This window comes from Robinsoniella sp. RHS, from assembly GCF_001029355.1.
In the GTDB taxonomy this organism is placed as follows: Bacteria; Bacillota; Clostridia; order Lachnospirales; family Lachnospiraceae; genus Robinsoniella; species Robinsoniella peoriensis.
This window is the reverse complement of sequence record NZ_JNGB01000076.1, coordinates 1-26310: the sequence shown is the minus strand read 5'-3', so window position 1 is coordinate 26310 and position 26310 is coordinate 1. Positions and strand designations below refer to the sequence as shown.

General features: G+C 38.5%; 16 protein-coding genes and 2 CRISPR repeat arrays. Of the genes, 13 read left to right on the top strand and 3 right to left on the bottom strand.

All coding sequences use genetic code 11. The annotated features are described in order from the left end of the window. Position 1: 1 nt before the first annotated feature. Positions 2–1191: direct repeats of the CRISPR family, unit length 19 nt; unit sequence ATATAGGATATATTGAAAC. A 252-nt stretch (positions 1192–1443) separates the two neighbouring features. From cas6 to cas2, 8 genes are all read left to right on the top strand, one after another. After that, positions 1444–2136 carry a CRISPR-associated endoribonuclease Cas6 gene (cas6, locus tag RHS_RS21400; protein WP_027293199.1) on the top strand — a complete coding sequence of 231 codons (693 nt, stop codon included), beginning with the start codon at positions 1444–1446 and terminating at the stop codon, positions 2134–2136. 20 nt (positions 2137–2156) lie between these two features. After that, positions 2157–3941: a hypothetical protein gene (locus RHS_RS21395; RefSeq protein WP_047834320.1), complete on the top strand. Its 1785-nt coding sequence runs from the start codon at positions 2157–2159 to the stop codon at positions 3939–3941. Continuing rightward, a complete protein-coding gene (locus tag RHS_RS21390; protein ID WP_395023255.1) occupies positions 3938–4885 on the top strand; it encodes a type I CRISPR-associated protein Cas7 in 948 nt (315 codons plus the stop codon). The genes RHS_RS21395 and RHS_RS21390 overlap by 4 nt, the downstream gene beginning before the upstream one ends. A 1-nt stretch (position 4886) precedes the next feature. Next, positions 4887–5591: a type I-B CRISPR-associated protein Cas5b gene (gene cas5b, locus RHS_RS21385; protein ID WP_044294237.1), complete on the top strand. Its 705-nt coding sequence runs from the start codon at positions 4887–4889 to the stop codon at positions 5589–5591. 187 nt (positions 5592–5778) lie between these two features. After that, positions 5779–8322, top strand: coding sequence for a CRISPR-associated helicase/endonuclease Cas3 (locus RHS_RS21380; RefSeq protein WP_047834319.1), 2544 nt, complete (start codon positions 5779–5781; stop codon positions 8320–8322). 18 nt (positions 8323–8340) lie between these two features. Continuing rightward, positions 8341–8832: a CRISPR-associated protein Cas4 gene (cas4, locus tag RHS_RS21375; protein WP_047834318.1), complete on the top strand. Its 492-nt coding sequence runs from the start codon at positions 8341–8343 to the stop codon at positions 8830–8832. Positions 8833–8891: 59 nt separating this feature from the next. After that, positions 8892–9890, top strand: coding sequence for a type I-B CRISPR-associated endonuclease Cas1b (cas1b, locus tag RHS_RS21370; RefSeq protein WP_047834317.1), 999 nt, complete (start codon positions 8892–8894; stop codon positions 9888–9890). Continuing rightward, on the top strand, positions 9890–10180 hold the full coding sequence (gene cas2 / locus RHS_RS21365; RefSeq protein ID WP_047834316.1) for a CRISPR-associated endonuclease Cas2: 291 nt from the start codon (positions 9890–9892) through the stop codon (positions 10178–10180). The genes cas1b and cas2 overlap by 1 nt, the downstream gene beginning before the upstream one ends. Before the next feature lie 176 nt (positions 10181–10356). After that, positions 10357–11450: a CRISPR direct-repeat array (repeat unit 30 nt; unit sequence GATTAATAGTAATATAGGATGTATTGAAAC). Positions 11451–11526: 76 nt separating this feature from the next. Here cas2 and RHS_RS21360 read toward each other — a convergent pair. The 3 genes from RHS_RS21360 to RHS_RS21350 form a co-directional block, all read right to left on the bottom strand. Beyond that, positions 11527–12108 carry a 4Fe-4S binding protein gene (locus RHS_RS21360; protein ID WP_044294241.1) on the bottom strand — a complete coding sequence of 194 codons (582 nt, stop codon included), beginning with the start codon at positions 12106–12108 and terminating at the stop codon, positions 11527–11529. Further along, entirely contained in the window at positions 12105–12308 is a 204-nt protein-coding gene (locus tag RHS_RS21355) for a 4Fe-4S binding protein (RefSeq protein WP_044294242.1), read from the bottom strand. The genes RHS_RS21360 and RHS_RS21355 overlap by 4 nt, the downstream gene beginning before the upstream one ends. A gap of 122 nt (positions 12309–12430) precedes the next feature. Further along, positions 12431–12949 (bottom strand): response regulator, encoded by a 519-nt coding sequence (locus tag RHS_RS21350; RefSeq protein WP_395023258.1) that lies wholly within the window; start codon positions 12947–12949, stop codon positions 12431–12433. 500 nt (positions 12950–13449) lie between these two features. Between RHS_RS21350 and RHS_RS21345 the strand changes: the two genes are divergently transcribed. The 5 genes from RHS_RS21345 to guaA all read left to right on the top strand — a co-directional run. Beyond that, positions 13450–22014 (top strand): GDSL-type esterase/lipase family protein, encoded by an 8565-nt coding sequence (locus tag RHS_RS21345; RefSeq protein WP_395023250.1) that lies wholly within the window; start codon positions 13450–13452, stop codon positions 22012–22014. A 268-nt stretch (positions 22015–22282) separates the two neighbouring features. After that, positions 22283–22891, top strand: coding sequence for a DUF1062 domain-containing protein (locus tag RHS_RS21340; protein ID WP_044289242.1), 609 nt, complete (start codon positions 22283–22285; stop codon positions 22889–22891). A gap of 181 nt (positions 22892–23072) precedes the next feature. Further along, complete coding sequence (locus RHS_RS21335) at positions 23073–23606, top strand: RNA polymerase sigma factor (RefSeq protein ID WP_081820182.1); 534 nt, start codon at positions 23073–23075, stop codon at positions 23604–23606. Continuing rightward, positions 23581–24999 carry a DUF4179 domain-containing protein gene (locus tag RHS_RS21330; protein ID WP_047834313.1) on the top strand — a complete coding sequence of 473 codons (1419 nt, stop codon included), beginning with the start codon at positions 23581–23583 and terminating at the stop codon, positions 24997–24999. Before RHS_RS21335 ends, RHS_RS21330 begins: the two co-directional genes overlap by 26 nt. Before the next feature lie 128 nt (positions 25000–25127). Beyond that, on the top strand, positions 25128–26310 hold a 1183-nt coding region (gene guaA, locus RHS_RS21325), incomplete at its 3' end, for a glutamine-hydrolyzing GMP synthase (RefSeq protein ID WP_047834312.1).

Below are 26310 nucleotides of genomic sequence, written 5' to 3'. Positions count from 1 at the left end.
AATATAGGATATATTGAAACGGTAAAAAGGCAAAGTTCTGTAACATTTCTTTTTCGATTAATATCAATATAGGATATATTGAAACTGGGACATCCCTGCCGTTATTAACACTTTTCTCTGATTAATATCAATATAGGATATATTGAAACACAAGAAAATAAATAAACATGTTAAGAAAGTACTAGATTAATATCAATATAGGATATATTGAAACTCAACGGCAGGCTTTTGGTAATCATACAAGGAAATGGATTAATATCAATATAGGATATATTGAAACTCTGGTGCCTTGCTTACTGCACCATCTCTTGCTTGATTAATATCAATATAGGATATATTGAAACAACTAAAATCCCAGCATTGCGATAATTACGCCGACGGAATAATATCAATATAGGATATATTGAAACTGATAACCCGTGGGGTAAAAATCGTAACACATGCTGGATTAATATCAATATAGGATATATTGAAACGGTCGGGTACATCACAGGTCACAAGGAATCTTAGGATTAATATCAATATAGGATATATTGAAACATGATTTTTCTCCAAAGACAGTCAAGGGTATTCCCGATTAATATCAATATAGGATATATTGAAACTTTTTAAACCTGGCTTTTAAGCTGCAGCTGAAAAAGATTAATATCAATATAGGATATATTGAAACGAACCGAACTCCGGCTTCTTCTGCTACTGCAAAAAGATTAATATCAATATAGGATATATTGAAACTACCGATTAGGTTATCCTCTTGATCATATTTCCATGATTAATATCAATATAGGATATATTGAAACCAAGTTACCCCTTTATTGTCATCGAATGACATTTTCGATTAATATCAATATAGGATATATTGAAACTACGGAGTAAATAGCTATTTTCGGTCGACCAAACCGATTAATATCAATATAGGATATATTGAAACACGTAAGAGTAACAAACCAATCCCATTCATTTGCCCGATTAACATCAATATAGGATATATTGAAACCATGACATTAAAGCAAGTGCTGTACTTTGCATTCGATTAATATCAATATAGGATTTATTAAAACAAGGAAGAGAAAACTTCGGAGTTTCCGCAGGAGCAGATTAATATCAATATAGGATATATTGAAACGATTGTTATTTTTATCGTATTTTTTCCAACATTCTGATTAATATCAATATAGGACATATAAAAACAGGAGTATGCACATCCAACCTAATCCACACAGTACAAATTTAAAGAATATAAATCAACAAAAATATTATTCGATAATTTAGTATTTAATTTGACAAAATATACCATTTATAATATAATATTACTGTGAAAAATACACAAATTAACCAAAGAAATTTAAACCATATTGATCTAAAATAATAAACTATTTTTATATTAAATTATTAGATCCATATTATTTAGATTTACTTATTAATGGGAGGAGTGAGTTACAATTGTTAGTTTTTGAATACCAGCTGCGGGTACGTCTGTTAGAAAATATGGACTATGCCAAAGCTACCGGAACAATCGCCTATTTCCTGGATAGTGCGCTTGGAAAAACAGATAAATTTCTGGAATTACATAATAGAAGAGAGTTTAAATATTATGTTTATGATCTTCCATATCCATGTGAAAAAGATGGAATTTATCAACAGGGTAAGATTTATGTTATGAGAATTCGAACTGTTCGGCAGGAACTTGCAGAATATTTTTCGAATATACTGAGTCATCATTCGTCAAAAGAAATTGTGGGATTAAATGGCGAAATAAAAATTATTCAGCAGAAAGTATTAGAAAAAATTTATACTTTAACACCAGTTGTAATAAAGACAGAATATGGTTACTGGCGGGATCAGATGAACGTGCAGGAGTTTGAAAAACGTTTGAAAATTAATCTGGTTAAAAAATATAATCAGTTAATGGGTGAAAAATTAGATGAAGATTTTTCGCTTTATGATTATATTGAATTTAAAAATAAGGTGCCGGTGCGTGTGCCGTATAAGGGAATTACTTTGTTAGGTGATAAGGTAAATATGATTGTATCGAAAAATCCTACGGCGCAAAAATTATGGTATATGGCGATAGGAACTGGAATAGGAGAGAATAATGCCCGAGGAGCGGGCTTTATTAATTATCGGTATTTGTAACATAGCAAAGGGGTGATCGGATGTTACAGGAAGCTATGGAAGTTTTTCAGCAAATCCTTCAGAAAAAGGGGGATCGGCTGGTACTGGATGAGTATGTTCCTAAGGATGGTACCTATCGGATTATTAAATTGACGGAAGATAGTTATAATATCGAGAAGACATTAGATATCCGGTATGATAGAAAAAATGATGAAATAATAGGAAAAACAGATTCCATTTACAATAAGATATGTTATTTGGATTATTATAGTAAACTTTTAGAAATGAATAAGCCAATTGACGCAAAGAAAATTATTCATTCTAACAATTATTTGTCTCTGTGGATGAAAAAGGATAGTGTAAAGGAAGAAAAATTAACAGAAGAGATAATAGATTCTTATTATGAACTTTTAAAATATCCAGAAATAAAGTATGGGAAGAAATTAAAAGCTAAAGTTTTATATGAAGCTACAGAGCAAGAACTGGGAAAACCCAATGTTACGCTGATAGAAAAAATTAGAAAATGTGTTGCCGAAAAAGATATTTGGGAAGATATGGATCTGGAACGAAAAGATTATTTGAAATTCTTTTTTATTGTAGAGGATTGGGAAGAAACGCAGGCTTTATATAAATGCGAGGGAAGCCGTTACTTATTTCCAAATATTTTTAATAATAATGATTTTAACGAAGTGGAGTCTGGGGAAATACTGGGGCTTCCAAATGATAATATGGGTATGAACGCAAAGAAACCTTATCTGGCTAACAGGACCAGAAAAGTGGCGGTGCCGTATCTTTTAGATAAAAATCAGGCAATTTTGCAGGCCAAATTATTTGATTATTTAATGGGTTTTGCATCGAAAGGAAAGGTTAATGTATATATTGATGCAGATCATCTGAGAATTCGCGGATATTCGAATACAGAAGAGCCTCAGGGATTGGAAAATGGCTATTTTTTACGTCTGAAAAAAGGGAAAGAAGTTGAAATTCATCAAGGTGATATTATCAGTAATTATAATACAAACTTACAACCAGTATTTTATTTGAGAAATGGTATTGGGATTCCTGATAAAACCTTGGAGAAATATGACATACAGTATAATACATCCCATGATAAGCTTTGGATGCTGAAGGGACTCATAGATCAAACTTTTTTTGAAAATAAGCTTTCAAATAATTTCTTTACGGAAGCTAAGGATATTGCAATAACGGACGGAGTGTTAAAGAGGACTCTTTTGGAAAGCAGGGATCGCCTTTTTGCATGGTTTTATAAAGGATGCAGAGAAAATGTGGAAGAATTGCTTGATAAAATTTCTATGGATTTGATTATAAATGCAATTGGAAACGGAAGAGTGTTTTTGGCACGAAGGCAATTTAATTTAAGATGGTCACTGATTGATTATTTTAGCAAAGATAGGGGGATGGAGTTAAGAATGGAGAATGTCAGAAAAATATTATGGGAAAAAATGAATTTAAAAGATGATTGGGAATTCATGTCGGGAGACGAGTTTGGCTACGCAGCCGGACAGATGGTTTCTTATCTGATTTCGAAAAGTAAGGCAAATAACAAGCCATCTTCTTTAGTAAATCCTTATTTAAATGCAAAAAATCATACAGTTATAAAACGCAGATTATTACAGCTTTATAAGAAATATAATTATGATATTTCCCACTATCCGGATAATCGGGCTGAAAAAATATTTACTCATATCATGGACTATATGCCTAAGGAAAATGAGTCGCTGAACAAAGAAATGATAGCCGCAGGATTTACAGCAGAATTACTTATTTACAATAAGAAAAACCAGGAAGGTGGGGAAGAGTTATGATGAATAAAAGAGTATATGGTGTTTTGGGAATCGCATCCGTTATGGCTAACTGGAATGCTGATTTTTCCGGGTATCCGAAAACTACTTCTGATGGATCTACCTTTGGAAGTGATAAGGCACTAAAATATCCAATGAAAAAGATGTGGGATAATCAGGGCAAACCTGTGATATATATAAAATCAATGAGGTTTGAGAAAGGTAAAAAGGGAGATGTTTCCTTAATACCAAGAAGTCTGAAAGAACGTTATGAGCAGATATTTGATGTGGCGGATCTAAAAGATTGTAAAGATATAGAATCTGTACTTCGAAATTTATTTCATGCGGTAGATGTTAAAAACTTTGGTGCAACATTTGCAGAATCCGGCAATAATATTTCTATTACTGGTGCTGTTCAAATCGGACAAGGATTTAATAAATACGATGAAACCGATCCCCAGGAGCAGCCTATCCTTTCTCCATTTCGCGATGCATCCAAAGTCAAGGATGGGGAAGAGGCAAAGAACTCTACCCTTGGAACTAAAATAGTCAGTAATGAGGCTCACTATTTCTACCCATTTGTGATCAATCCCCTTGCGTACAAAGAATATGTGGAATTAGGAGTGACGGAAGGGTATACAGAAGAGGATTATCAGAATTTTAAAGAGACTTCCATCGTTTCTGCCACGGCATTTGCTACCAATGCAAAAGCCGGATGTGATAATGAATTTGCACTTTTTGTAGAAACAGAAGCAGATTTATATCTGCCATGCTTATCTGAATATATTTCATTTGAAAAAGGTGACGATGAGCAAAATACGATTCATTTGAATTGTTCTGATTTATTAAATAAAGTGAAGGACAAGGTTAAATCTGTAGAAATATATTTTAATCCATACACAACGAAGATTGAGGCAGATGTGGAAGGAGCACGGTATTTTAATATCATCACCCGGAAAGAGGTGTGATATGGAAATTTTAAAATTCAGGTTAAGAGGTAAAAACGCCTTTTTTAAAGTGCCTGAAGTTAATACCTACTATTATTTTACGTATGGCAATATTCATAAAGTAGCGCTTTTAGGCATGTTTGGTGCAATTATGGGGTATCAGGGATATGAACACAAATATGACAGGTATCCGGAATTTTATGAAAAATTAAAGGATATTCAGATCTCGGTAATACCGGAAGGAGAACATGGCTATTTTCAAAAGAAAATTCAGTTTTACAATAATACAGTAGGATATGCTTCTCAGGAAATGGGCGGAAATCTAATTGTGAAAGAACAATGGCTGGAGCATCCGGACTGGACAGTCTGCGTCTTGATACAGGATCCGGAAAGTAAGAAATTAGCAGATTTCATGGTAAACAGGCGGTGCATTTATACACCTTATCTTGGAAGAAATAATCATCTGGCAGATATCGATGAAGTGGAAATCATAGAGGCGCAGATGATAGAATGCGAGGAAAAAAAGCTTCATAGCTTAGTGCCTGCAGATGTTGTTGAGTTTGACATGGATGAGATGTCTTTTAAATATGGAGAATATTTGCCGACAGGTTTAAAAGAAGTGACGAATCTGTATGAGGTTAAAAAATTTATTCTAACGGATGCTGAAATAGTGCAGTGCGAAAAGGATGTTTATCAGATTGGTGACAGAAATATTGTTTTTTATTAATGAACAAATATTAGTTTTAGGACATGAAAAACGCTCTAAGTGATTTGGTTAAAGGCATTAAATTTAAATTGGTTGCAGGTAAGGAGGAAACCGCAGAGTATAGAAGTAACATTCTATATTCTGCGGTTTTTTGTTAGTAAAATATAGATAACTTAAAGTATAGTCAATAGTAATTAAGGAGGGAATTATGTGTTTATTTATAAATATGGAGGATGTAATAAATACTGATTATCCGTTATATGCTCACTGGAAGGATGACAGCGATAAAGAAACTTTAGTGGAACATTTACAACGGTGTGGCAAGTATTTTCAAATGTTGGAAAAAGAGAAAGAGTTATCGATAGTGGTCAAACGTTTTGCTTTGAAACTTCTCCCCAATAATCCCGATAATATTCAAAGTTTTATTTATAAAATGTTTTGTAATGTTATTTTATTTCATGATTTTGGCAAAATTAATCCCGCATTTCAAATTCAAAAAATGAAAAATAAAAAGGTGCCAATAAAGATACTCGATGGTTTGTCAGGTTCGGATCATTCCTTGTTTTCAGCAGTCATTTACCTGGATTATTTTTTAGAGGAGATTGAGAAAAGCAGTTATTCCAAAAAAGATAAAAGTTTATTAACGTTACTGGTATGGATTAATGCATATGTTATCTCCAGGCATCATAGCGATCTGGAGAAGATGATTGATTTTACTTCAAAATTTAAGGGAAAAGATGGAGAAATTGGATATCTACTGGATGTACTGACACAGTCTGGGCTTGAAGGATATGCCGGACTGCGCAGTCTGTCCAGTGATACCATTGAAAAATGTGTGAAAAAGTATTCAAATGTAAAAGATAGAATGGACCGGGGGCAGGATATCACTTGTTTCTTTTATATGCGGTATTTGTATTCAGTATTAGTCGCCTGCGATTATTATGCAACGACTGAGTACATGGAAAATGTACAAATAAAGGAGTTTGGAACGATTCAATGTGCAGACACTTTTCAGGAACCTTATGAAAGATCGGAGTTGTTGCAAAGCATACGTAATTATGAAAAAGAGAGAATATTACAAGCGGAAAAGTCTTTGGAAGAATGTAATGATATTAATCGTATGAGAAGTGAAATGTTCCTGGATGCTGAGGAAGCATTGCGTAAAAATGCGGAAGATACGATTTATTTTCTGGAGGCACCTACCGGAAGCGGGAAAAGTAATACGGCTATGAATTTGGGCTTTCAATTGTTGGGCAGTGGCAAAAAGATATATTATATTTATCCATTTAATACACTTGTAGAGCAGAACCGGAAAATTTTACAGGAGATATTTACAGATAAAAAAGTACAGAATCAGATCGTGGTGGTAAATTCGTTAATGCCTATTACTGGCAGGGGAAATATAGCCGAGGATTCGCGGGAATATTACCAGAATGCACTATTGGACCGCCAGTTTCTAAACTACCCATTTATTTTGTCTACCCATGTAAGTTTTTTTGAAACACTTTTCGGATATAGAAAAGAAAACATATTTTCCTTTATGCAGTTAACGGACAGTATCGTGATCCTGGATGAAATTCAAAGCTATAAAAATACGATATGGGCAGAAATAATAATATTTTTGCAGGCTTGTTCGGAACTGCTTGGTATGAAAATAATTATAATGTCGGCAACGCTGCCTGGACTGGATATTCTTGCGGGTGGAGAAGGTACCGTAACGAGGCTGATTGAGGATAGAAAAAAATATTTTAACCATCCGTTGTTTCAGAAACGGGTAACGGTTTCTTATGAGTTATTAAAAGAGAAAATGACCATAGATCATTTGTTGGAACAGGTATTAGAAAAAAGCAAGCCCGATAAAAAAGTCTTAGTTACTTTCATAAAAAAAGATTCGGCATACGAATTTTTTGATTCTTTATGTAATTACAGTGATATACAAGTTCCAGCGTATCTGATTACAGGAGATGATTCCATGTATGAACGTGAGCAGATATTAAGACCGATCAGGGAAGGGAACACAGGCGGCATGATTCTGGTATCTACCCAGGTAATTGAGGCGGGGGTAGATATTGACATGGATATAGGATTTAAAGATATTTCAAAGCTGGATAGTGAAGAGCAGTTTCTTGGACGTATTAACCGTTCCTGCAAAAGAGATGGTATTGTATATTTTTTTGATATGGACCAGGCAAAGAATATTTATGGGTTGGATTTTCGGATTGATGAGTCCTTTACACTTTTGACGTCGGAAATGAGAGAGATCCTGAAAGAGAAAGAGTTTGATATATATTATAAAAAAGTACTCAATGTATTGAAGCAGCAAAGAAACGAAAGTACTTCTTCGGAGGGCTTAGATGACTTTTTTTATGAACATGTAAAACATATGAATAGCCCATGTATTGCGGATCGCATGAAATTAATAGAAGAAAATAAATGGAATATGAGTCTGGTAATATGCAGAACACTTGAGATAGAAAATGGCAATGTATTGGATGGGTGGAGTCTTTGGGAAAGATACGAAGAGCTGCTTCGCAACAGAACCATGGATTTTTCTGAAAAGCAGTTAAAGCTGTCGGATGTAAGAAGTAAACTAAATAATTTTATCTATCAGGTAAAATGGAATCCTGATTTAAACTACAGCGGGGTTCTTGGAGAACTTTACTGTATCCGGGACGGAGAAGAATACTTTGAAAATGGAAAATTAAATCGGAAGAAGCTAGAATCACAAGGAGTAATGTTTGTAGATTTATAGGGAGGGGGGGATAGTAAAATGCAGGTAAATGGAACTTTAATTAATTATTATTTTCACTGTAAACGTCAGTGTTATCTCCATGGCAGCCGTTTAAATCTGGAAGATAACAGCGAGATTGTAAAGATTGGAAAAGCAATTCATGAAGAAAAAGCACAAGGAAAGGATACAGAAATAGCAATAGAAAATATCAGATTAGATAAATTAACGGCGGAATATCTTACAGAAGTAAAAAAATCAGATGCTGATTTGGAAGCCAGCAGGTGGCAGCTGCTGTACTACCTTAAGGTCTTAAAAGAGAAAGGGATAGTACGAAAAGGAAAGTTAGAATTTGTGGAAAAAAAGCAAAGCAGCAAAAAGATTGTAATCGTTGAACTTGGGGAGGAAGAGGAGCGGAAATTAGAAGAATATATAAAAGAAATAGAAGCAATGCTGAGTAGTGATCAGGTTCCGGAGGGGATAGGAAAGACCCAGTGCAAAAAATGTGCTTATTATGAATATTGCTATATCTAAGATGAATAAAACTGGTTCAGTATTATGCTTTGAAAAATTGTCAGGCGAAGGAGGAAAACATGGGATCTACAAAATATTTAATGTCTATGGGGGAATTGACAAGAAAAGATAATTCCCTGTGCTTTCGGAAAGATGGAAAAAATATTTATATTCCAATTGAAAATACAAAAGAAATTTATTGCTTAAATGAGGTATCATTTAACACGAAATTACTGGATTTTTTCAGTCAAAATCAGGTAATCGTCCATTTCTTTAACTACTATGAAGGATACAGTGGGACATTTTATCCGAGAAATCATTATAATAGCGGCCGACTGCTTGTAAGACAGGTTGAGGCATACCATAATACCAGAATGAAAATTGCAAAAGCTATTGTGAATGGTATTGGGATTAATATGGGAGAAGTGCTGTACCATTATTATAAGCATGAAAAGAAAGAGGTAAAAGAAACGATAGACTGGTTAAAAAAAGAATTTCCCAGTCGGGTTCAAAGAGCAGAAACTCCTGCAGAGTTAATGTCATACGAAGGAGAAGCATGGATTAAATTTTATGGAACATTTAAATATTTTCTGCCGGAAGATTTTATTATGAATAAAAGAGTAAAGCGTCCGCCGGATAATCCCATCAATGCATTAATTTCATTTGGTAATACACTGCTATATACAAAAACGATAGCAGCAATTTATCGGACACATCTGGACCAGAGGATTAGTTATCTGCATGAACCATCAGAAGGGCGATTTTCATTAAGTCTTGATATGAGCGAGGTTTTTAAACCAGTCATCGTGTATAAAACCATATTTGATTTAGTAAATAACCGTCGTTTACAGGTAGAAAAACATTTTGACAAAAAAGTAAATTACTGTCTTCTGAATGAGGAGGGACGTAAAGTTTTTGTGGAAGCCTTTGAACAGCGTATGGAATCCGTTTTTGTCCATCCAAGATTAAAAAGAAAAGTGAGCTACCGAACTGCAATTAAATTAGATTGCTATAAATTAATCAAATTTGTGCTGGAAGATAAAGAGTTTATTCCATTCTCGCTTAAGGAGGGAATTTAATGAAAAAACAGCCATCTTATAATTATGCTTTTGTATTTTATGACGTCAATGAAAAACGGGTTCAGAAGGTATTTAAAGTTTGCAAAAAATATTTATCACATTTTCAGTATTCCGTATTTCGTGGAGAAATTACACCTTCTAAGTTGATTGAACTCAGAACAGATATAAATAAGGTCATTGACAAAGAAGAAGATTTTGTATGTATTATTAAATTAAAGAATGATAATGTGTTTGGAGAGGAGATTCTGGGAAAGCGTGATGTTGCGACGGGAGAGGATTTAATCTTATAATAATTTACCAGGTGCCTGTATAAGGAAAGTCTGAAAAAGACTGTAGATATAGGAAAAAACAGAGATGTGAAGGATAATGGATGAAAATCATTGGCGCCTGGGAAAATATGTGGAAAGGGTTGATTTTATGGGGGATGTGGGGTATAGTTAAGGGGAAGAATGGTGGAAATGCGTTGGATTAATAGTAATATAGGATGTATTGAAACGGTCATGGGTTTGGAGATGGAGGATGCCCGGAGAATGATTAATAGTAATATAGGATGTATTGAAACTTCGCACCATAACAATATGTATTGAAACTTAAAAAAATATTTCGATGGAAACCAGCTAATTGGATTAATAGTAATATAGGATGTATTGAAACCCTGTTACCTGCATATCAATTGTATCTTCCAAACGATTAATAGTAATATAGGATGTATTGAAACTAGTTATAAACCAAACCCATTCCATACCAACAAAGATTAATAGTAATATAGGATGTATTGAAACAAGTTTTCTATGTGCTCCGTTAACTTCATTCTCCGATTAATAGTAATATAGGATGTATTGAAACGGTATAGGGACATCAATTTCCACGCGTCCTATATGAGGATTAATAGTAATATAGGATGTATTGAAACCCTGAACAGGTTTTAATATCGCAAAATTTAGTCTGGATTAATAGTAATATAGGATGTATTGAAACCATCTGCATTTATCCCGCCAGGGGGGCCTCTAGGATTAATAGTAATATAGGATGTATTGAAACTAAGCACCGCACTCTTGCTGGTGTTAACCTTATATGATTAATAGTAATATAGGATGTATTGAAACGCATGGACTTAAAGGGCAAGAGATGTGTGGGAGATCGATTAATAGTAATATAGGATGTATTGAAACTTATGATCTGATCAAGCTTTTCTTTTGGCAACCCCGATTAATAGTAATATAGGATGTATTGAAACATATATTTACAGTCTGCACAGGACTTTCCAGCTGGGATTAATAGTAATATAGGATGTATTGAAACAACTTATGAGATGTACCATCTGATCTCTCTTCAAAGATTAATAGTAATATAGGATGTATTGAAAGTATTCATTTTTATTGACAGATCTGCAGCTGCTTTGGATTAATAGTAATATAAGATGTATTGAAACAGTACTACTTTTTGATCTCCGCAGTTTTTACATCGATTAATAGTAATATAAAACGTATTAAAACTAACAACCGAAGTGATTAGAAGTCTAGCCGCTAACATTAATATCCATATAAGATATATTAAATCAAATATGTAAAGGTACAAGACAAGCCAAAAGCCTCAGTGCCAGCCACACTGAGGCTTTTATAAACAAGGCGCTTCTTTACTGTTCCTTATGGTTATGCGCTTTACATATCATCTGGGTCATTGTTCCCATGGGGCAAAATGAGCACCAGGTACGGGGGCGGTATAAAAGCATTACGACAATGCCGAGGATAGTTGATGTCAACATAATGCTATAGAAGCCAAATGCAAACTGGGCGATCCAGGGAGATGCAAGATTAGCGGTGTAGGCCCAATGCCAGGGTACTTTGATGGTCCATAGCAATTTAATAACCGTATTCAGGCTGGTTGCCCCTGAAAATACCAGATAGGTTGAAAATACCATCTGTATGAACATCACAAAAAAAAAGATTAGGAAACCGTAACGAAACCATTTGGAATAGATCCATTTTGGGGTGGGTTTATTTCTGGACAATTTGAATTTACTGCCTAATAGGTTCAACAGCTGCCCTCTGCCGCAAAATGAATTACAAAAGGCCTTGTTTTTGGCAAATAAGGATATTGCCAGAGGTAATACAAATTCAATCATACCAAGCCAGGCAAAAAGAATATTGAAAAAACCCAGGATAAAGAAAATGATGGACCATAGCCAAAGATAATCGTACCAGCGTTTTTGCTTCATAAGGTTACCTCCGTCTTAATGACATCGATCGCATTTGTGGGGCAGACTTTTGTGCATAGTCCACATCCAACACATAAATTCTCGTCTACCAGAGCATAGCAGCCTCTATGGATTGACAGTGCGGATTTCGGACAGACCTTCTGGCATGCCCCGCAGGCTACGCAATCATTTTGGTTGACTTGTGCTTTTCGCTTAACCATATTGTTCCTCCATTCAAGTGTTTGATAGTACTATATCATGAGTGCAGAGGAAGTTCTGTGATAAAATCACATAAAAAAAATTATTAGCGTGGAACCACATTGGTAAATGTTCAGCAATTTACTTATGTGGTTTTTCTTATTGTAAAAGGATGTGACGCAATGAGAGGGAGCGCCGGCATTTGCGGAGCAAAAGCATCTTCTGAGAGAATTGTTTTGTCATAATAAATGGAACCGTGGCTGCTGAGATTACAATTAACCAGATCATTGTAATATTGTTCCAGCAGGAGTTCCTTCTTTTCTGTTTCCAGGTCATTAATTTTACGATGTAGGGAGGTAGCATACAGAATGTCCTCTTTCAGTTCGTTTAAGGTTGTCAGCAGCAGTGTATAGTCTATGGGTTTTAGGATGTAATCAGAGACTCCCAGTCGGACTGCCTGTTGGGCATATTTAAATTCATTATAACCGGTTAAAATGATGTAGTTGCAGTCAATTCCCCGTTCCAACAGCAGGCTGATCAGTTCCAGTCCATTATATCCAGGCATATTGATGTCGATTATGGCTATATCCGGGCAAAGTGCACTTATCTCCTCCAGAGCGGTTTTCCGTTGTTCGCCTCTCCGACAACTTGAAAACCATTGCAGAAAATATTCAGACGTTTCAGCACGATTGCAATTCCAAAGTAATTATCAATTTCCTCATCTTTAAATAAAAATATAGCATAGGAAATCAATGGAGCATGTAAAACTGCATTGGTTCCCTATGCTATTTTTATTGGAAAAACGCTTACACATACTTTTTCATACATTATTTGTCTGTAACAATCCATCTGAAATAAGGGAATACTCTAAATTTTTGTGTAGTTCTTATACAAAATAGACAAAATGGAAGAAAAATTTATCAATAAATGCATAAGAAATTGTTTACAACTACTGAAAAAGAAATATTCTTCCGAATATGTGTTTAAAAAAGAAATAATTTTTGATATAATGTATGCATCGTCCACATCCGGATTTGTAAAAGGAGATTAGGTAAGTATTGGTGAGAGGGACTTGAAAAAGATTTGCCAGGGGAGGGGGGAGCATTGAGAAATCACCGCAGCAGAGTTCGGTAGGGTTGATCAATGAAGAAAGATGAGGAATGTATGATGAAGAGAGGAAACAAGGGCGGCATGAAGAAAAGAATATCCAGATTTTTATCCATAATGTTATGTTTTTGTATGGTGTTTCAGACGGCATACCTTCCGGTTCAGGCGGGGGCTGATAACCAGAATGACATTCAGGTTCAATCGGAAGGTCAGACAGAGACAGAAGCTCAGGAACATTTAGAAGCCTTGCAGGAATCACAGCTGCAGACAAATTCTGAAGTTCAGAATGAGTCTGTAACGGAACCTTATGCAGCTGGGACAGAATCTGAGGCTCAGACGGAAGAGGCAGCAGATTCAAATGTTCAGACAGAATCGAATGTTCAGACAGAATCTGAAGTTGTAGCAGAAACAGAAGTTCAGACAGAAGCTAAAGTGTTAGCAGCTCCGTTAGAGACGACGGGAAATTTATTAGAGGATGTGAGAAAACAGGCACAGACAGATTTTGCTGAAGGAAGCAATGCAGATGCCCGTGCAGTTGATCTGAATCTGAGCGGCAGAACTTTTGACGGTACAGCGGCAGGTGCCGTTGACTATACATCTGAGGAATATGGCGGAGCAGATTCTCCTTACCTGAAGGTGTTGAATAATCTAAGAACAAATGATATCGGTGGAAGTATTATTTTTAAATTCAAGACCAACACGAGCGGTGTAATCTTCGGAGCAGGAAGTTCCGGCGCAGATGACGGCTATAATATGGTTTTTGGAGTAAATAATGCCGGAGAGCTGCGGGCTTATTTTCGAAATGACAAGAGCAATGGGCTGAAAGCAAGATTATTAACAAATTCCGTGAACTTAAAGGATAATAAATGGCATACCATCGCTGTCAGCTTCCATTCGGGACAGGCGGAGGATGCTTATATTGTTGTTGATGGAAGTGACAACTTTTACCCAAGCGCATGGTGGAGCGGCTGGAATCCCGGATTTAATAAGAATATAAATAATAACCAGCTGCCATATGTGAATTTTGGCATTGGAGGCGGAATCTATAATGCAGCTGCATTTGATTCCCTGGGGAATTTTAATGGGAAAATTGATTTTGTAACTGTAACAGATCAAAGCTTTACCGTTAAACAATTAAAGGAAATGACGCAGCAGGCTCCTGATTTGAATGATTTCAGCGTTATGCAGGCAGCTGGAACGGCAAATACATGGTTAATGACCGGATCGGATACGGCAGTTTCCAAGTTTGATGAAATTGGTCCAGTTAAGAATTATGTGGGATTCTTTGAAGATAATCTGCGTGCGGGCGGAACTTACGTAGAACGTTCCCGTTTTGTATTTAATACGGCGCAGGCAGGACTTACTATCGCGGATGTAAATGCGGATTATGAGAAGTTCATTGACCAGTATGCACCGAAAGCCGTTGGTATCATGGTAGACCGCAGTGATTATGAAAAAGGGGAAGCTGGTATAGAGGAGTTCCGGACAAATCTCAGGGCACTGCTTGACAGGCTTTATGAGGATCAGAGAATCCCATTTATCATTACCCCAGCACCCTCGCTTTCGGAGGATGACAATGCCCTGATCAGTATCTATACGGCAGCAATTAACGAAGAAGCAGCAGTAAAAGATACCCTGGTAGCAGATATCACAGGTCTGGATGCATCCTATCTGGATCCGGGGAATTATCTCACTGCCCTGGGACATCAGGAGATAGCAAATATAATTAAGACAACTCTTGGTATTGGGCATACAACTGCTTATACAGGATTTAACTTACCGGTTAATCCTACGTTATTAAAAGTAGATGCATCCCCTGTTGTGCAGGTAACGGCAGATCAGCTTCAGGTAAATGCACCGGAAGGATATTCAGATCTGAACTGGAATTACGAGCTGTCTTATGAAGGTCAGGTAATTTCTAAGAAACAGGTAACTGCGCCGTTCACGATTACCGGACTGAAAGCGGGAACCGAGTATGTACTTCGTATGACTTCCGATGAAGGAAACCGGAAACGCCAGTTAAAGGACATAAAGTTTACGGCTGCTCAAAATGGACAGGCTCAGGCTTTGGCTCATAAAGACGGGAATGTGAATCAAATTGAAGATATGACAAATCTTCTGAACAGCCAGAGTCCTGTAACTTATCTGTTTATGGGGGATAGTATTACCCATGGAGTCCTGACAAATGGATATGATAATGTTCCTGAACTGTTTGAAAAATATTTAAGAGAGCAGGGCAGGGCACAGGATGTAGTAATCAATACGGGTGTTTCTAATGCAACGGTATCTACGACACTGGATCAGATTGACAGAAGGCTGAATCAGTTCCAACCGGATGTGGTAATGGTGATGCTTGGAACAAATGATGCGTCTTCCAGAGGGGAAGTGGCAGGTTCTTCGGGCACCGGATTTACCGTAGAAGAATTTAAGAATAATTATAAAGAACTGGTGCGGGATATTTATCAGAAAAATCCGGACAGCTATATCGTTTTAAGAGTTCCATGTGACATGAACCCAGATGATCCCAGGAAAAATTATAAAGACTACTTTAATGCCATATATGATGTAGAACAGGATATGAAGACGGAAATAGCGGGACTTAAGATTACCGTTATTGACCATATGAAGAACTGGATTGAGTATGGAGAAAATGTCAGAAATGATTTCCTGAACACCGGAAGCAATGGATGGTTAGTAGACAATGTACATCCAAACGGACGGGGCAATATGGCAATGTTCCAGCAGATATTAAAAGAAACGGGACTTTATAAGAACGATTCAGTGATGTCTAATTATTCTTATAAATTCAGTGACTGGGCAGATAATTCTGAATTAGCTGCAGAGGTAACTTATGACGAAACTAAGAAAGAAGTTTCTTTTGATCCGGCACCACTCGCGGCATATGAAAATGGCATCCGGGATGTAACGGTAAGCATAACAGATGTAAATGGAGTTATTGTTTCCAAAACAAGTGAATACCGTGCAGATGAGCATATGAAGATTCGTGTTCCTAAGGATTTCATACCTTATTCTGTAATGGTAACAGGCACAGATGCTATGAACAAGAAACAAATTACTTTTACGGCCAGCCTGAAAATGGAAGGTGACCCGGAGTGTTCCTGTGGGATCAGCAATCTGGTGTTTGCAGACAGAGAGCTTGTAATTCCACAGGATAAAGACAGTATTGAAATCAGCTTAGAGGCAGCTGCGGAAATTACCGGTGATTGTAAAGCAGAAGGCCACAGCAGCAAAAATATCACTTATGTATTTGAAAAAGCAGAGGATCTGCAGAATATCGGCACGATCAGACAGAATAAACTGACGGTCAGCAAGGTTGGAACAATCAAAGTACGGGTAAATGCACTGATTCCCGGAACGGTGGCATCGGCAGAAAAGACAGCCGTATTCTCAGTTAAAAAAGAAGGGCAGGACCCGGCTGTTCTGTTTCAGAAATCAGAGGTAAAAATTGTAAACGGCGTTCCAGCCCGTCCGGTAGATTACACCGGAACACTTGATAAGCTGAAAGGTCTGACCCAGGGAACCATAACGGTTCGGTATAAAAAGGCCAAAACAGGTCTTATGAGTCTGTTCAGTGTATCAAATAATACGCAAAATGCCACACATACCCATGTCTATGTAAATGATGGCACGGTGGGATACGAAGTCCGCAATAACGGTACCAATGTAAATACCGCATCAGCTGGCGTAAGCAATATGACAAGAGATGAATGGCATACGGTAACTTATGCATTTTCTTCAACTGGTACATCTGTTTATTTTGACGGTGAAAGGGTAATTAATAACACAAATACAGGATTTGTCAGCAGCAGCCAGGGCGTAAATACCGTTGACCTTGGTAGAACGCAGCGTTCCGGCGGAGGCAATCAGTATCCTTTCACAGGCAGTATCAGCTATATCGAAGTGAGATCGGACCTGTTAACGGAAGAGCAGATAACAGATATCCATAAAGTGACACTGAGAGAAGAAAAAGAAGCGGAGCTTCCAGAAGATGCATTCAAATCAGAAGATCAGCCGTTGTTCTATGGTGGATACCAGGGATCTGTCTATTATCGTATCCCAAGCTTAGTGACCACAAAGAACGGAGTTGTACTGGCAGCAATTGATAAACGCCAGAGCGGCGGCGGGGATCAGGGAAATATTGATACCGCTGTGAGAAGAAGCTTTGATAATGGAAAGAACTGGACAGAAGGGCAGACAATCATAAATCTGCCTCCGGGACAGCAGCAGCATTCTTTAACCATAGATGCAGCTATGGTTGAGGACGAGGTGAACGGCAGAGTCTTCCTGATGGTAGATATGTTCCCGGAATCAAAAGCAGCAATGGATACTTCTCTTTTGGAAAAAGGATCTGGATATAAACAGGTTGGCGACAAATCATATTGTATCTTGAGAGACTATGAAAGCGTTTTAAATACAACTCATAATTATACGAAAACCTATACCATCCGTGAGCACGGGGAAGTATGGCTGGAAGGAAAAACAGAGGCTGATGCAAGACCAACGGATTACCGGGTACCGGATTTCAGTACCGGCGAATTATATAAGGATGATAAGCCTGCAGGCAACATCTTCCTCTATACCGGATCCAATGCGGGTGAATTAAAGGTAGTCCGCAATATGAGAATCTGGAGTACCTATAGCGATGATGATGGTGAAACCTGGTCAAAACCGGTGGATTTAACACCGATGATCAAAGAAGACTGGATGCTGTTCTGCGGAACAGGCCCCGGAGTTGGGATTCAGGTGAAAAAAGGAGAGCATGCGGGACGTCTGATTGTCCCCATCTATGTGGCTAACCAGAACTGGACATCTGCCCAGGCATCCACCTGTATTTACAGTGATGATTATGGTGTAACATGGAAGCGTACCGAGAAGTCACCTCTTGAGGCAGAAGGAACAGATCTTTCCACAATGAATGATGGTGGTATCATCCTGACAGAGTCACAGATCGTGGAGATGAATGACGGTACATTAATTCAGTTCTGCAGAAATAACTCAGGAAGTCTGAAATATTCCGTGAGCAATGACTCCGGAACTACCTGGGGAGCGCCCATCAGGGATACAAATGTTACAGAGGTATACTGCCAGTTAACAGCAACTCATTATCCGGAATTGATTGACGGCAAAGAAGCCATTATTTTAGCAAATCCGGATGGCCCTGCAAGAAACAATGGTACGGTAAGAATCGGACTTTATAATCCGGAGAATAAGTCATTTGAGTGGAAATACAGTCAGTTGGTTAAGAGCGGAAGTTATGCTTATTCCTGTCTGTCCGTACTTCCAAATGGAGATATCGGCTTATTTTATGAAGGTGACCAGCCATCGATGGATTTCACCAGCTTCAATGTGGAATGGATCAAAGCGGATTTGACGGTGCCGATGAAGGAGCCGGTAATTGAAAACGTAGCGATGGAAATAAGTGATAATCAGATTGATTTTACCGTGGATTTCGATTCCTATATGATTAAGTCCGGAAATCCGGTTCTGAAGTTTAATTTGGATGGAGCAGAGAAAGAGGCTGCTTATGTATCCGGAAATACTTCAAAACAATTTATATTCCGGTATACAGGAGATACGCAGATTACCACAGGCCTGACGGTTACAAATGTTGGTGTAGCTGCGGCAGATGCAGAAAGTGAAATCGGGAATGCACTCTGTATGCTTCCATTAGAAAGTGAATTTAAGTTTGCACCGGATGGAACACCGGAATGTACCTGCAAAATAGAAGAGATTGGATTATCACCAAAAGAAATAATAATTCCTGCGAAAACAGAGGAATATACGGTTGATCTAACAGGCTCCATAAAAGAAAGTACCTGTGCAAAAGAAGGCCATGCTTTCCGTCCTGTTTATACCTACACCGTTGCGGATGGGGAAGAGACAGGCGCTGTTATAACCGGCAGTAAATTAAAAGTATCGGCCGCAGGAACAGTTCGAATAAACGTTGCCGTTCAGTTGAATGACAAATCAGGAAATGCGGACTGTAATATCACCGTAAAAAAAGCAGAACCGGGTGAAACGGTGAATCAGGCGCCGGCTGCAAAAGATCCCGTACCAAATCAGGAAGTGAACAGCCTGAAAGGCAGGACTTTCACTGCAGAAGATATAGCAGAAGACCAGGACGGGGATGCAATTGTTATTACAAAAATTGTATCAGAGCCGGATTCATTTATAATTGCAGAGTTATCAGATGGTGTTGTTTCACTGTATGGCTCAAATAAAGGAACAAGCCGGATGATGGTGAATGTATCAGACGGGAAAAATGTTTCTACCATTGTAGTTCCGGTTTCCGTTACAGAAGAAGGCAGTTATGATAAAACGGATTATCTGTCTGACCATGATTATTTAGATAAAGTGAACTCTTCCGTCGGTTACTGGGAAGGAACCGGTGACAAGATCAAGGTAGATACCAACCAGGATGGCGGCACCATGTCTTTACTGGACGAGAATGGAAACAGAGTATCCTTTAACAAAGGATACGGAGCACATTGTACTTCCACATTGATTTTTAATCTTCCGGAAGGTCATAATTATAAGAAATTTGAAACTTATTATGGAATTGATGCAAGTAAACCGGCGATAGCAGCAGTTACCTTTAAGATAACTGTAGATGGGACGGTTATACACACTAGTGATAAAGCATTACAGTCCACATCTCCGATGGGATTTGCTTCCGTTGACATTTCCGGAGCAAAAACCTTAAAATTAGAAGCAATTGCAAAAGACGGCAATATCGGAAGCGGACATTCCCAGTGGTCAGGAGCTAAACTGGTCAGCCAGGAGGATCCCTCCCAGGTAACCGATAAATCTGTTCTTGAGAAAAAGATTGCAGAAGCAAAAGCAATCAAAGGAGATGAGTACGCTCAGGCTTCTTATAAGAAATTGTCAGATGCCATTGACCGCGCACAGGAAGTCCTGGATGCACAGGAGACAGAACAACTGGAGGTGTTCCAGCAGCTGCAGGCATTAAAATCAGCAGTAAAAGGACTGGAAAAAGCAGTTCCGGCAGATCAGGTCGTGGTAAGTCTGAAAACGCTCAGTCTGGAAGTCGGAGAGGGCAGAAGGCTGTACGCGGACGTAACTACAAATGACGGTAAGGAATCAAACGACCAGATCACCTGGTCATCCAGCCGTCCGGAAATTGCAGAAGTATCGGCAAATGGCAAGGTAACGGCAGCAGCGCCGGGGAAAGCTGTGATCACAGCAACATCCACTAGTGGAAAAACAGACAGCTGTACGGTTACGGTAAACGGATGCACCTGTGAACTTCGTACACCAGTTTTTGAAGATCAGAATGTCACGATACCTTATCCTGAATCAAGCAGACAGATCGGGCTGAAGGCAGAAGCTGTCCTTACGGGAGACTGTCAGATGCCGGGACATTCAGATCAGAGTATCACCTATACCTATGCAATTACCGAAGATAAAGAGGGTATTGGAAGCATTAAAGGAGATATACTGACAGTTTCCGGTGCAGGAACCGTGAAAGTTACGGTAACAGCCAGTGTTAATGATAAGACAAGTTCAGCGGCGGCAGCATTTTATATCAGCAGGGAAGAAGCACCAGTTCCTAAGAAGTATACGGCAGTATTTACCGGCGGTGCGGGAGCAGCAGGAACAGCTCCGGCAGCAATTCAGGCAGAAGCACAGGGGAAGATTACTTTGCCGGAGAATACATTTACAAAGGATGGATATCTGTTTATCGGATGGTCCGACGGAGTAAAGGTTTATCAGGCAAATACCCGGTATACAATGCCAGATAGAAACATCACATTTATGGCACAGTGGCAGAAAAAAGAAGAGCCGAAACCGGCAACCTATCAGATGTCATTTGATGCACGCGGCGGAAAAGTAAGTCCGGCATCCATGACAGTCACACAGGGAACCGTTTATGGAAAACTTCCGGTACCAACAAAATCAGGATATTCCTTTAAGGGATGGTTTACCGCAGTATCAGGCGGAACGCAGATACAGGCAGGACAGGTATGCAGCCTGAAGGCAAATACAACCGTTTATGCCCAGTGGATCAGACTCACACTGAAAAAGCCTGGAAAACCAACGGCAGTAAAAGCTTCCCGGAATAAGTCCGGCAGTATCCGGATCAGCTGGAAAAAATCATCCAATGCAACCGGTTATATTTTATACCGTTATGACAGCAAGACAAAGAAGTGGAGTAAAGTAAAAACCACAAAATCCACCAGCTATGTGAACACCGGATTAAAATCAGGCACAGATTATAAATACAAGGTAAAAGCTTACAGCCAGCTTGGAAAAGAAAAGAAGTACAGTTCTTATTCTTCTGTATTGAAGACCTCGACGGCGCCTGCAAAACCACACCTGACCCACGCCGGGAAAGCAGGAAAAGGCAAAGCAGAAATAAAATGGAATAAAAAGTCAGGTACGGATGGATTTGTAATCTATATGAAGACAAATAACGGAGATTATAAGAAGATCGCATCAAAGTCAGCCAAGACATTATCTTACACCAAATCCGGACTGAAGAAAGGAAGAAGCTACCGGTTTAGAATAAGAGCATACCATAAGGCAGGGAATAAAAAGATCTACAGCTCTTATTCAGCAAGTAAAAGAGTAAAATTCTAAATAAACCAGGAAAAGGAGCAGGTCCAAGCGGCCTGCTCCTTGATCGTGTCCGACTTTTATATCCCGGCTCATAATCTTTTAATAAAAAAGTTTAAGGTGTTACCCCAGGGATCTGTTGTAGTAAAATCAGATCATATAATAAGAGAGGAATGATTTTATGATGGAACCCAATTACAATGCATAGCAAAAGCTATTGCATGATAAAACAAATATGATGATATAGCTTTTGCAAATCCGAAAGTAAGAAATTTACACAAAGGAGATGCATATGGGCTATTTAACAGAAAGCAATTTTCAAACATGTTCTGATATAAGAAACTGTGAATGGGAGATTATACCGGACGTCAGTCCACAGATTATAAGGAATTGTTCCAAATGCGGATGCAAGTCAAACTACATCAATACCGGCAGTTTCCGGGTTAATGCAAATGGAAACCGGGTAGATGTATGGCTGATCTATCAGTGCAGTAAATGCAAGACCACATATAACATAACAATATATGAGCGGATTTCCCCAAAGAAAATCCCAAGAGAAGAATATGAAGGATTCTTAGCAAACGATCCACAACTGGCTCTGGAATACAGTTTTAACAGTAATATCTTAAAGAGGGAAAAAGCTGAGATCTGTATGGAGGAGGGGGCATATCATATCCGGGAAAGGATACTGACGGATGCTGAAGAGGCTGAAATGAGTCGGATTGTCATTCGGAATCCTTATCATATCAGAATCCGGCTGGATAAGCTGATTGCCGGTAAGCTGGATATTTCAAGAACGGCTGTCAGGCAGGCAATGAAAGAAAAAATCATTGAGGGAAGAGATGGGGAAAGTCTGGAGAAGGCATTTGCCATGGATGGAATGGTGGTAAGATGGAAGTGAATAATCATTGAGTGGTAAAGTGCTCAAAAGAAAGCTGTTGTACCTGATGTTAGGGTATGGCAGCTTTTTTTGCATTTATATGATAAAATAATTTAAATTATTTGAAGGGTTTTGCTGGAGCGTTTCGTCTAATGATTGTAAGACATTAAAGATTGGCCAATCTAAGCGGGGAGGTAAGACGTTGGATGTTTTAATTAAAAAAGCACGCAGGAAGGATCCGGATGCATTTGTTGAGCTAATGGAACAGAATATGCAGAATATGTACAAAGTGGCAAAAGCATATCTGAAAAATGATGAAGATGTGGCGGATGCCATACAGGATACCATATTAAGCTGTTTTGAAAAAATAGGAGATTTGAAACAGAATAAATATTTTAAAACATGGATGACTCGTATTTTAATCAACAAATGCAAAGATATTTTACGAAAGAAAAAAGGAATGTTACTTACAGATGAGGTGCCGGAAATTCCGGTGTGGGATCAGGAGTACAGCAACATGGAGTGGAATGAACTAATCAAGGATATGGATGAAAAGTACCGGATTGTTCTTTTACTATATTACCTGGAAGGTTTTAATACCAGAGAGATAGCAGTAATACTGGATATGAATGAAAAGACGGTACAAACGAGACTGGCAAGGGGAAGAAAATTATTTTCCACAGAGTATTTAAAACAAGGAGGTCAATTGCATGAACCGACAGGAACAAGAATTTAAGGATAAATTAAACGAAGAGATCAAGATACCCAAAGTAGTAAAAAATAAGGCAGATGACGCATTTCAGACAATAAAAAGCAGCAGTAAAAGTCAGGCAAGAGATACAAGAGGGATTCGGAAAAAGATCCTGGTGGCAGCGGGCAGTGCTGCTGCGGTATTTGCAGCATTCTTTGTATTTGGTATGGCCAACCCTGTTATGGCAAGCCAGTTGCCGATTATTGGGCATATATTTGAACAGATTCAGGAGAACTATAGTTATCCCGGAGATTTTAGCTCAGTAGCGGAAACATTAGGAGAAAAAGACCAGGAGACTCCGGATGGGGCAGCTGTTTCCGCCGATGAAAATGGGGCAGCAGCGGATCAGGCAGATGCAAAGAAAGAAACAGAGCTTACCAAACCAGCCAGTTATTCACAGACGGTAGATGGAGTTACCATGACTTTATCGGAATTATACTGCAATGACCAGGCACTTTATATGACGCTTGAACTAACCAGCGAGAAAGCTTTTCCGGTTTCTGAAATCTTTACAGACAGTGAGAATAACCAGCCGAACATAGGCTTTTTAACTAGTGAAAAATATAGTTTCAATGATAAATCACAGGATCAGCTTTATTATCTGGAAGGCAAGTTTGTTGATGATTATACATATGCAGGTATCATCCGTATAGACTACAAACAGGCATCCAAGGTAGTATCGGATGAAGCACTTCAGGAATATAATACCGCATATCAGGCAGCGGAAGCAGAAGGCAGGGATCCAATGAAAGAAGACATTCAGCTGGATGTTCAGAATCTGGATGTTCCTGACAATTTCAAGTTAAATCTGGATATTCAGAAGATTATTGCATACAAGGCTAACCCGGATGTATGGGATTCCGGTTATACAGGGGATGAACTGGAAGCTATGTCGGATGAAGAGTGGAAAAATGTCATGAAGCAGCAGCCGGCTGACTGGAACCAGTTCCCTAATGATCATGAAAATATCTGGTGGGATGGCTCCTGGAATTTCGATCTGGATATTAACGTGGACAGAAGCAGAACAAAGATGATTGAAATTAATACTGAAAATGAGAATGGTGTAGGAATTGCATCCGTGGAAATTACCCCATTTGAATTAAAGGTCAATCAGTTAAATGAAGGTTCCACAAAAACTGCAGACACATTCCCGGTAGTACTGGATGCCAATGGAAAAATGCTTCCTTATGGAAACAGCGGTTATGTTACAGACTATGCAGTACGCGGAGTGGATATTTCTAAAATAGATATCTATTTATGTGATTATATAGAGTACATGGATGAGATTAAAGGGCATAAAACAGAGGATAATTTCAAACAGATTTTAGATGAAAAAGCAGTTTATCACACAACTGTAGAGACTGGAATTACCCAATAGTCATATTTCTATCAGCTCATTTTGCAGCATGAGGTTTGCAAATAACTCCGTAAACGGGAAAACGTGTATTGACACAAAATCATTTTACAGCTAAGATATTTCTATACACATACGGAGGAGGAACAATAATGAAGCAAGACATGATTGTAATTTTAGATTTAGGCAGTACGGAAAATACGGTGTTAGCCAGGGCGATTCGTGACCTTGGGGTATATAGTGAGATTTATCCCCATGATATTACTCAGGCGGAACTCAAGGCTTTGCCAAATGTAAAGGGAATTATTATAAATGGCGGACCAAACCATATTGTAGACGGCGTTCGTATTGATGTACTACCGGAAATCTATGAAGCAGGATATCCTGTTATGGCAGCAGGGCATGAATTGGCTAAATGTGAAGTGTCCCTGAATGAGTGGCCTGAGGACGAAGATCTATTAAAAGAAGGACTGAAACCATTCGTATTTGACACCTGTCATGCGGAAGCAAACTGGAATATGAAAAATTTCGTAGAAGATCAGATCGAACTGGTAAAACGCCAGGTTGGTGATAAGAAAGTACTCCTTGCATTATCCGGCGGAGTAGACAGTTCTGTAGTTGCAGCTTTATTATTAAAGGCAATCGGAGACCAGTTGGTCTGCGTACATGTAAATCATGGCCTCATGCGTAAGGGCGAATCGGAAAGTGTAGTAGAAGTATTCAAAAATCAGCTGAATGCAAATCTGGTTTATGTTGATGCCAGCGAACGTTTCCTGAAGAAGCTGGAAAATGTAAGTGATCCCGAGCAGAAAAGAAAGATTATCGGTTCAGAGTTCATCCGCGTATTTGAAGAGGAAGCACGTAAACTTGAGGGAATTGACTTCTTAGGTCAGGGAACAATTTACCCGGATATAGTGGAAAGTGGCACGAAGACAGCGAAGATGGTCAAATCCCATCACAATGTAGGCGGTCTTCCTGAAGATATGAAATTTGGTTTGGTAGAGCCGTTAAAGCAGTTATTTAAAGACGAAGTAAGAGCCTGTGGTTTGGAACTGGGACTGCCGGATGGCATGGTATTCCGTCAGCCTTTCCCGGGACCCGGATTAGGCGTAAGATGTCTTGGCGCAATTACCAGAGAGCGTCTGGAAGCGGTACGGGAATCGGATGCAATCCTGCGGGAAGAATTCGAAATAGCTGGTCTTGACAAGACTGTATGGCAGTATTTTACGGTTGTTCCTGATTTCAAATCAGTTGGTGTAAGAGATAATGCAAGATCCTTTGAATATCCGGTCATCATTCGTGCGGTTAATACCATAGATGCCATGAGTGCCACCA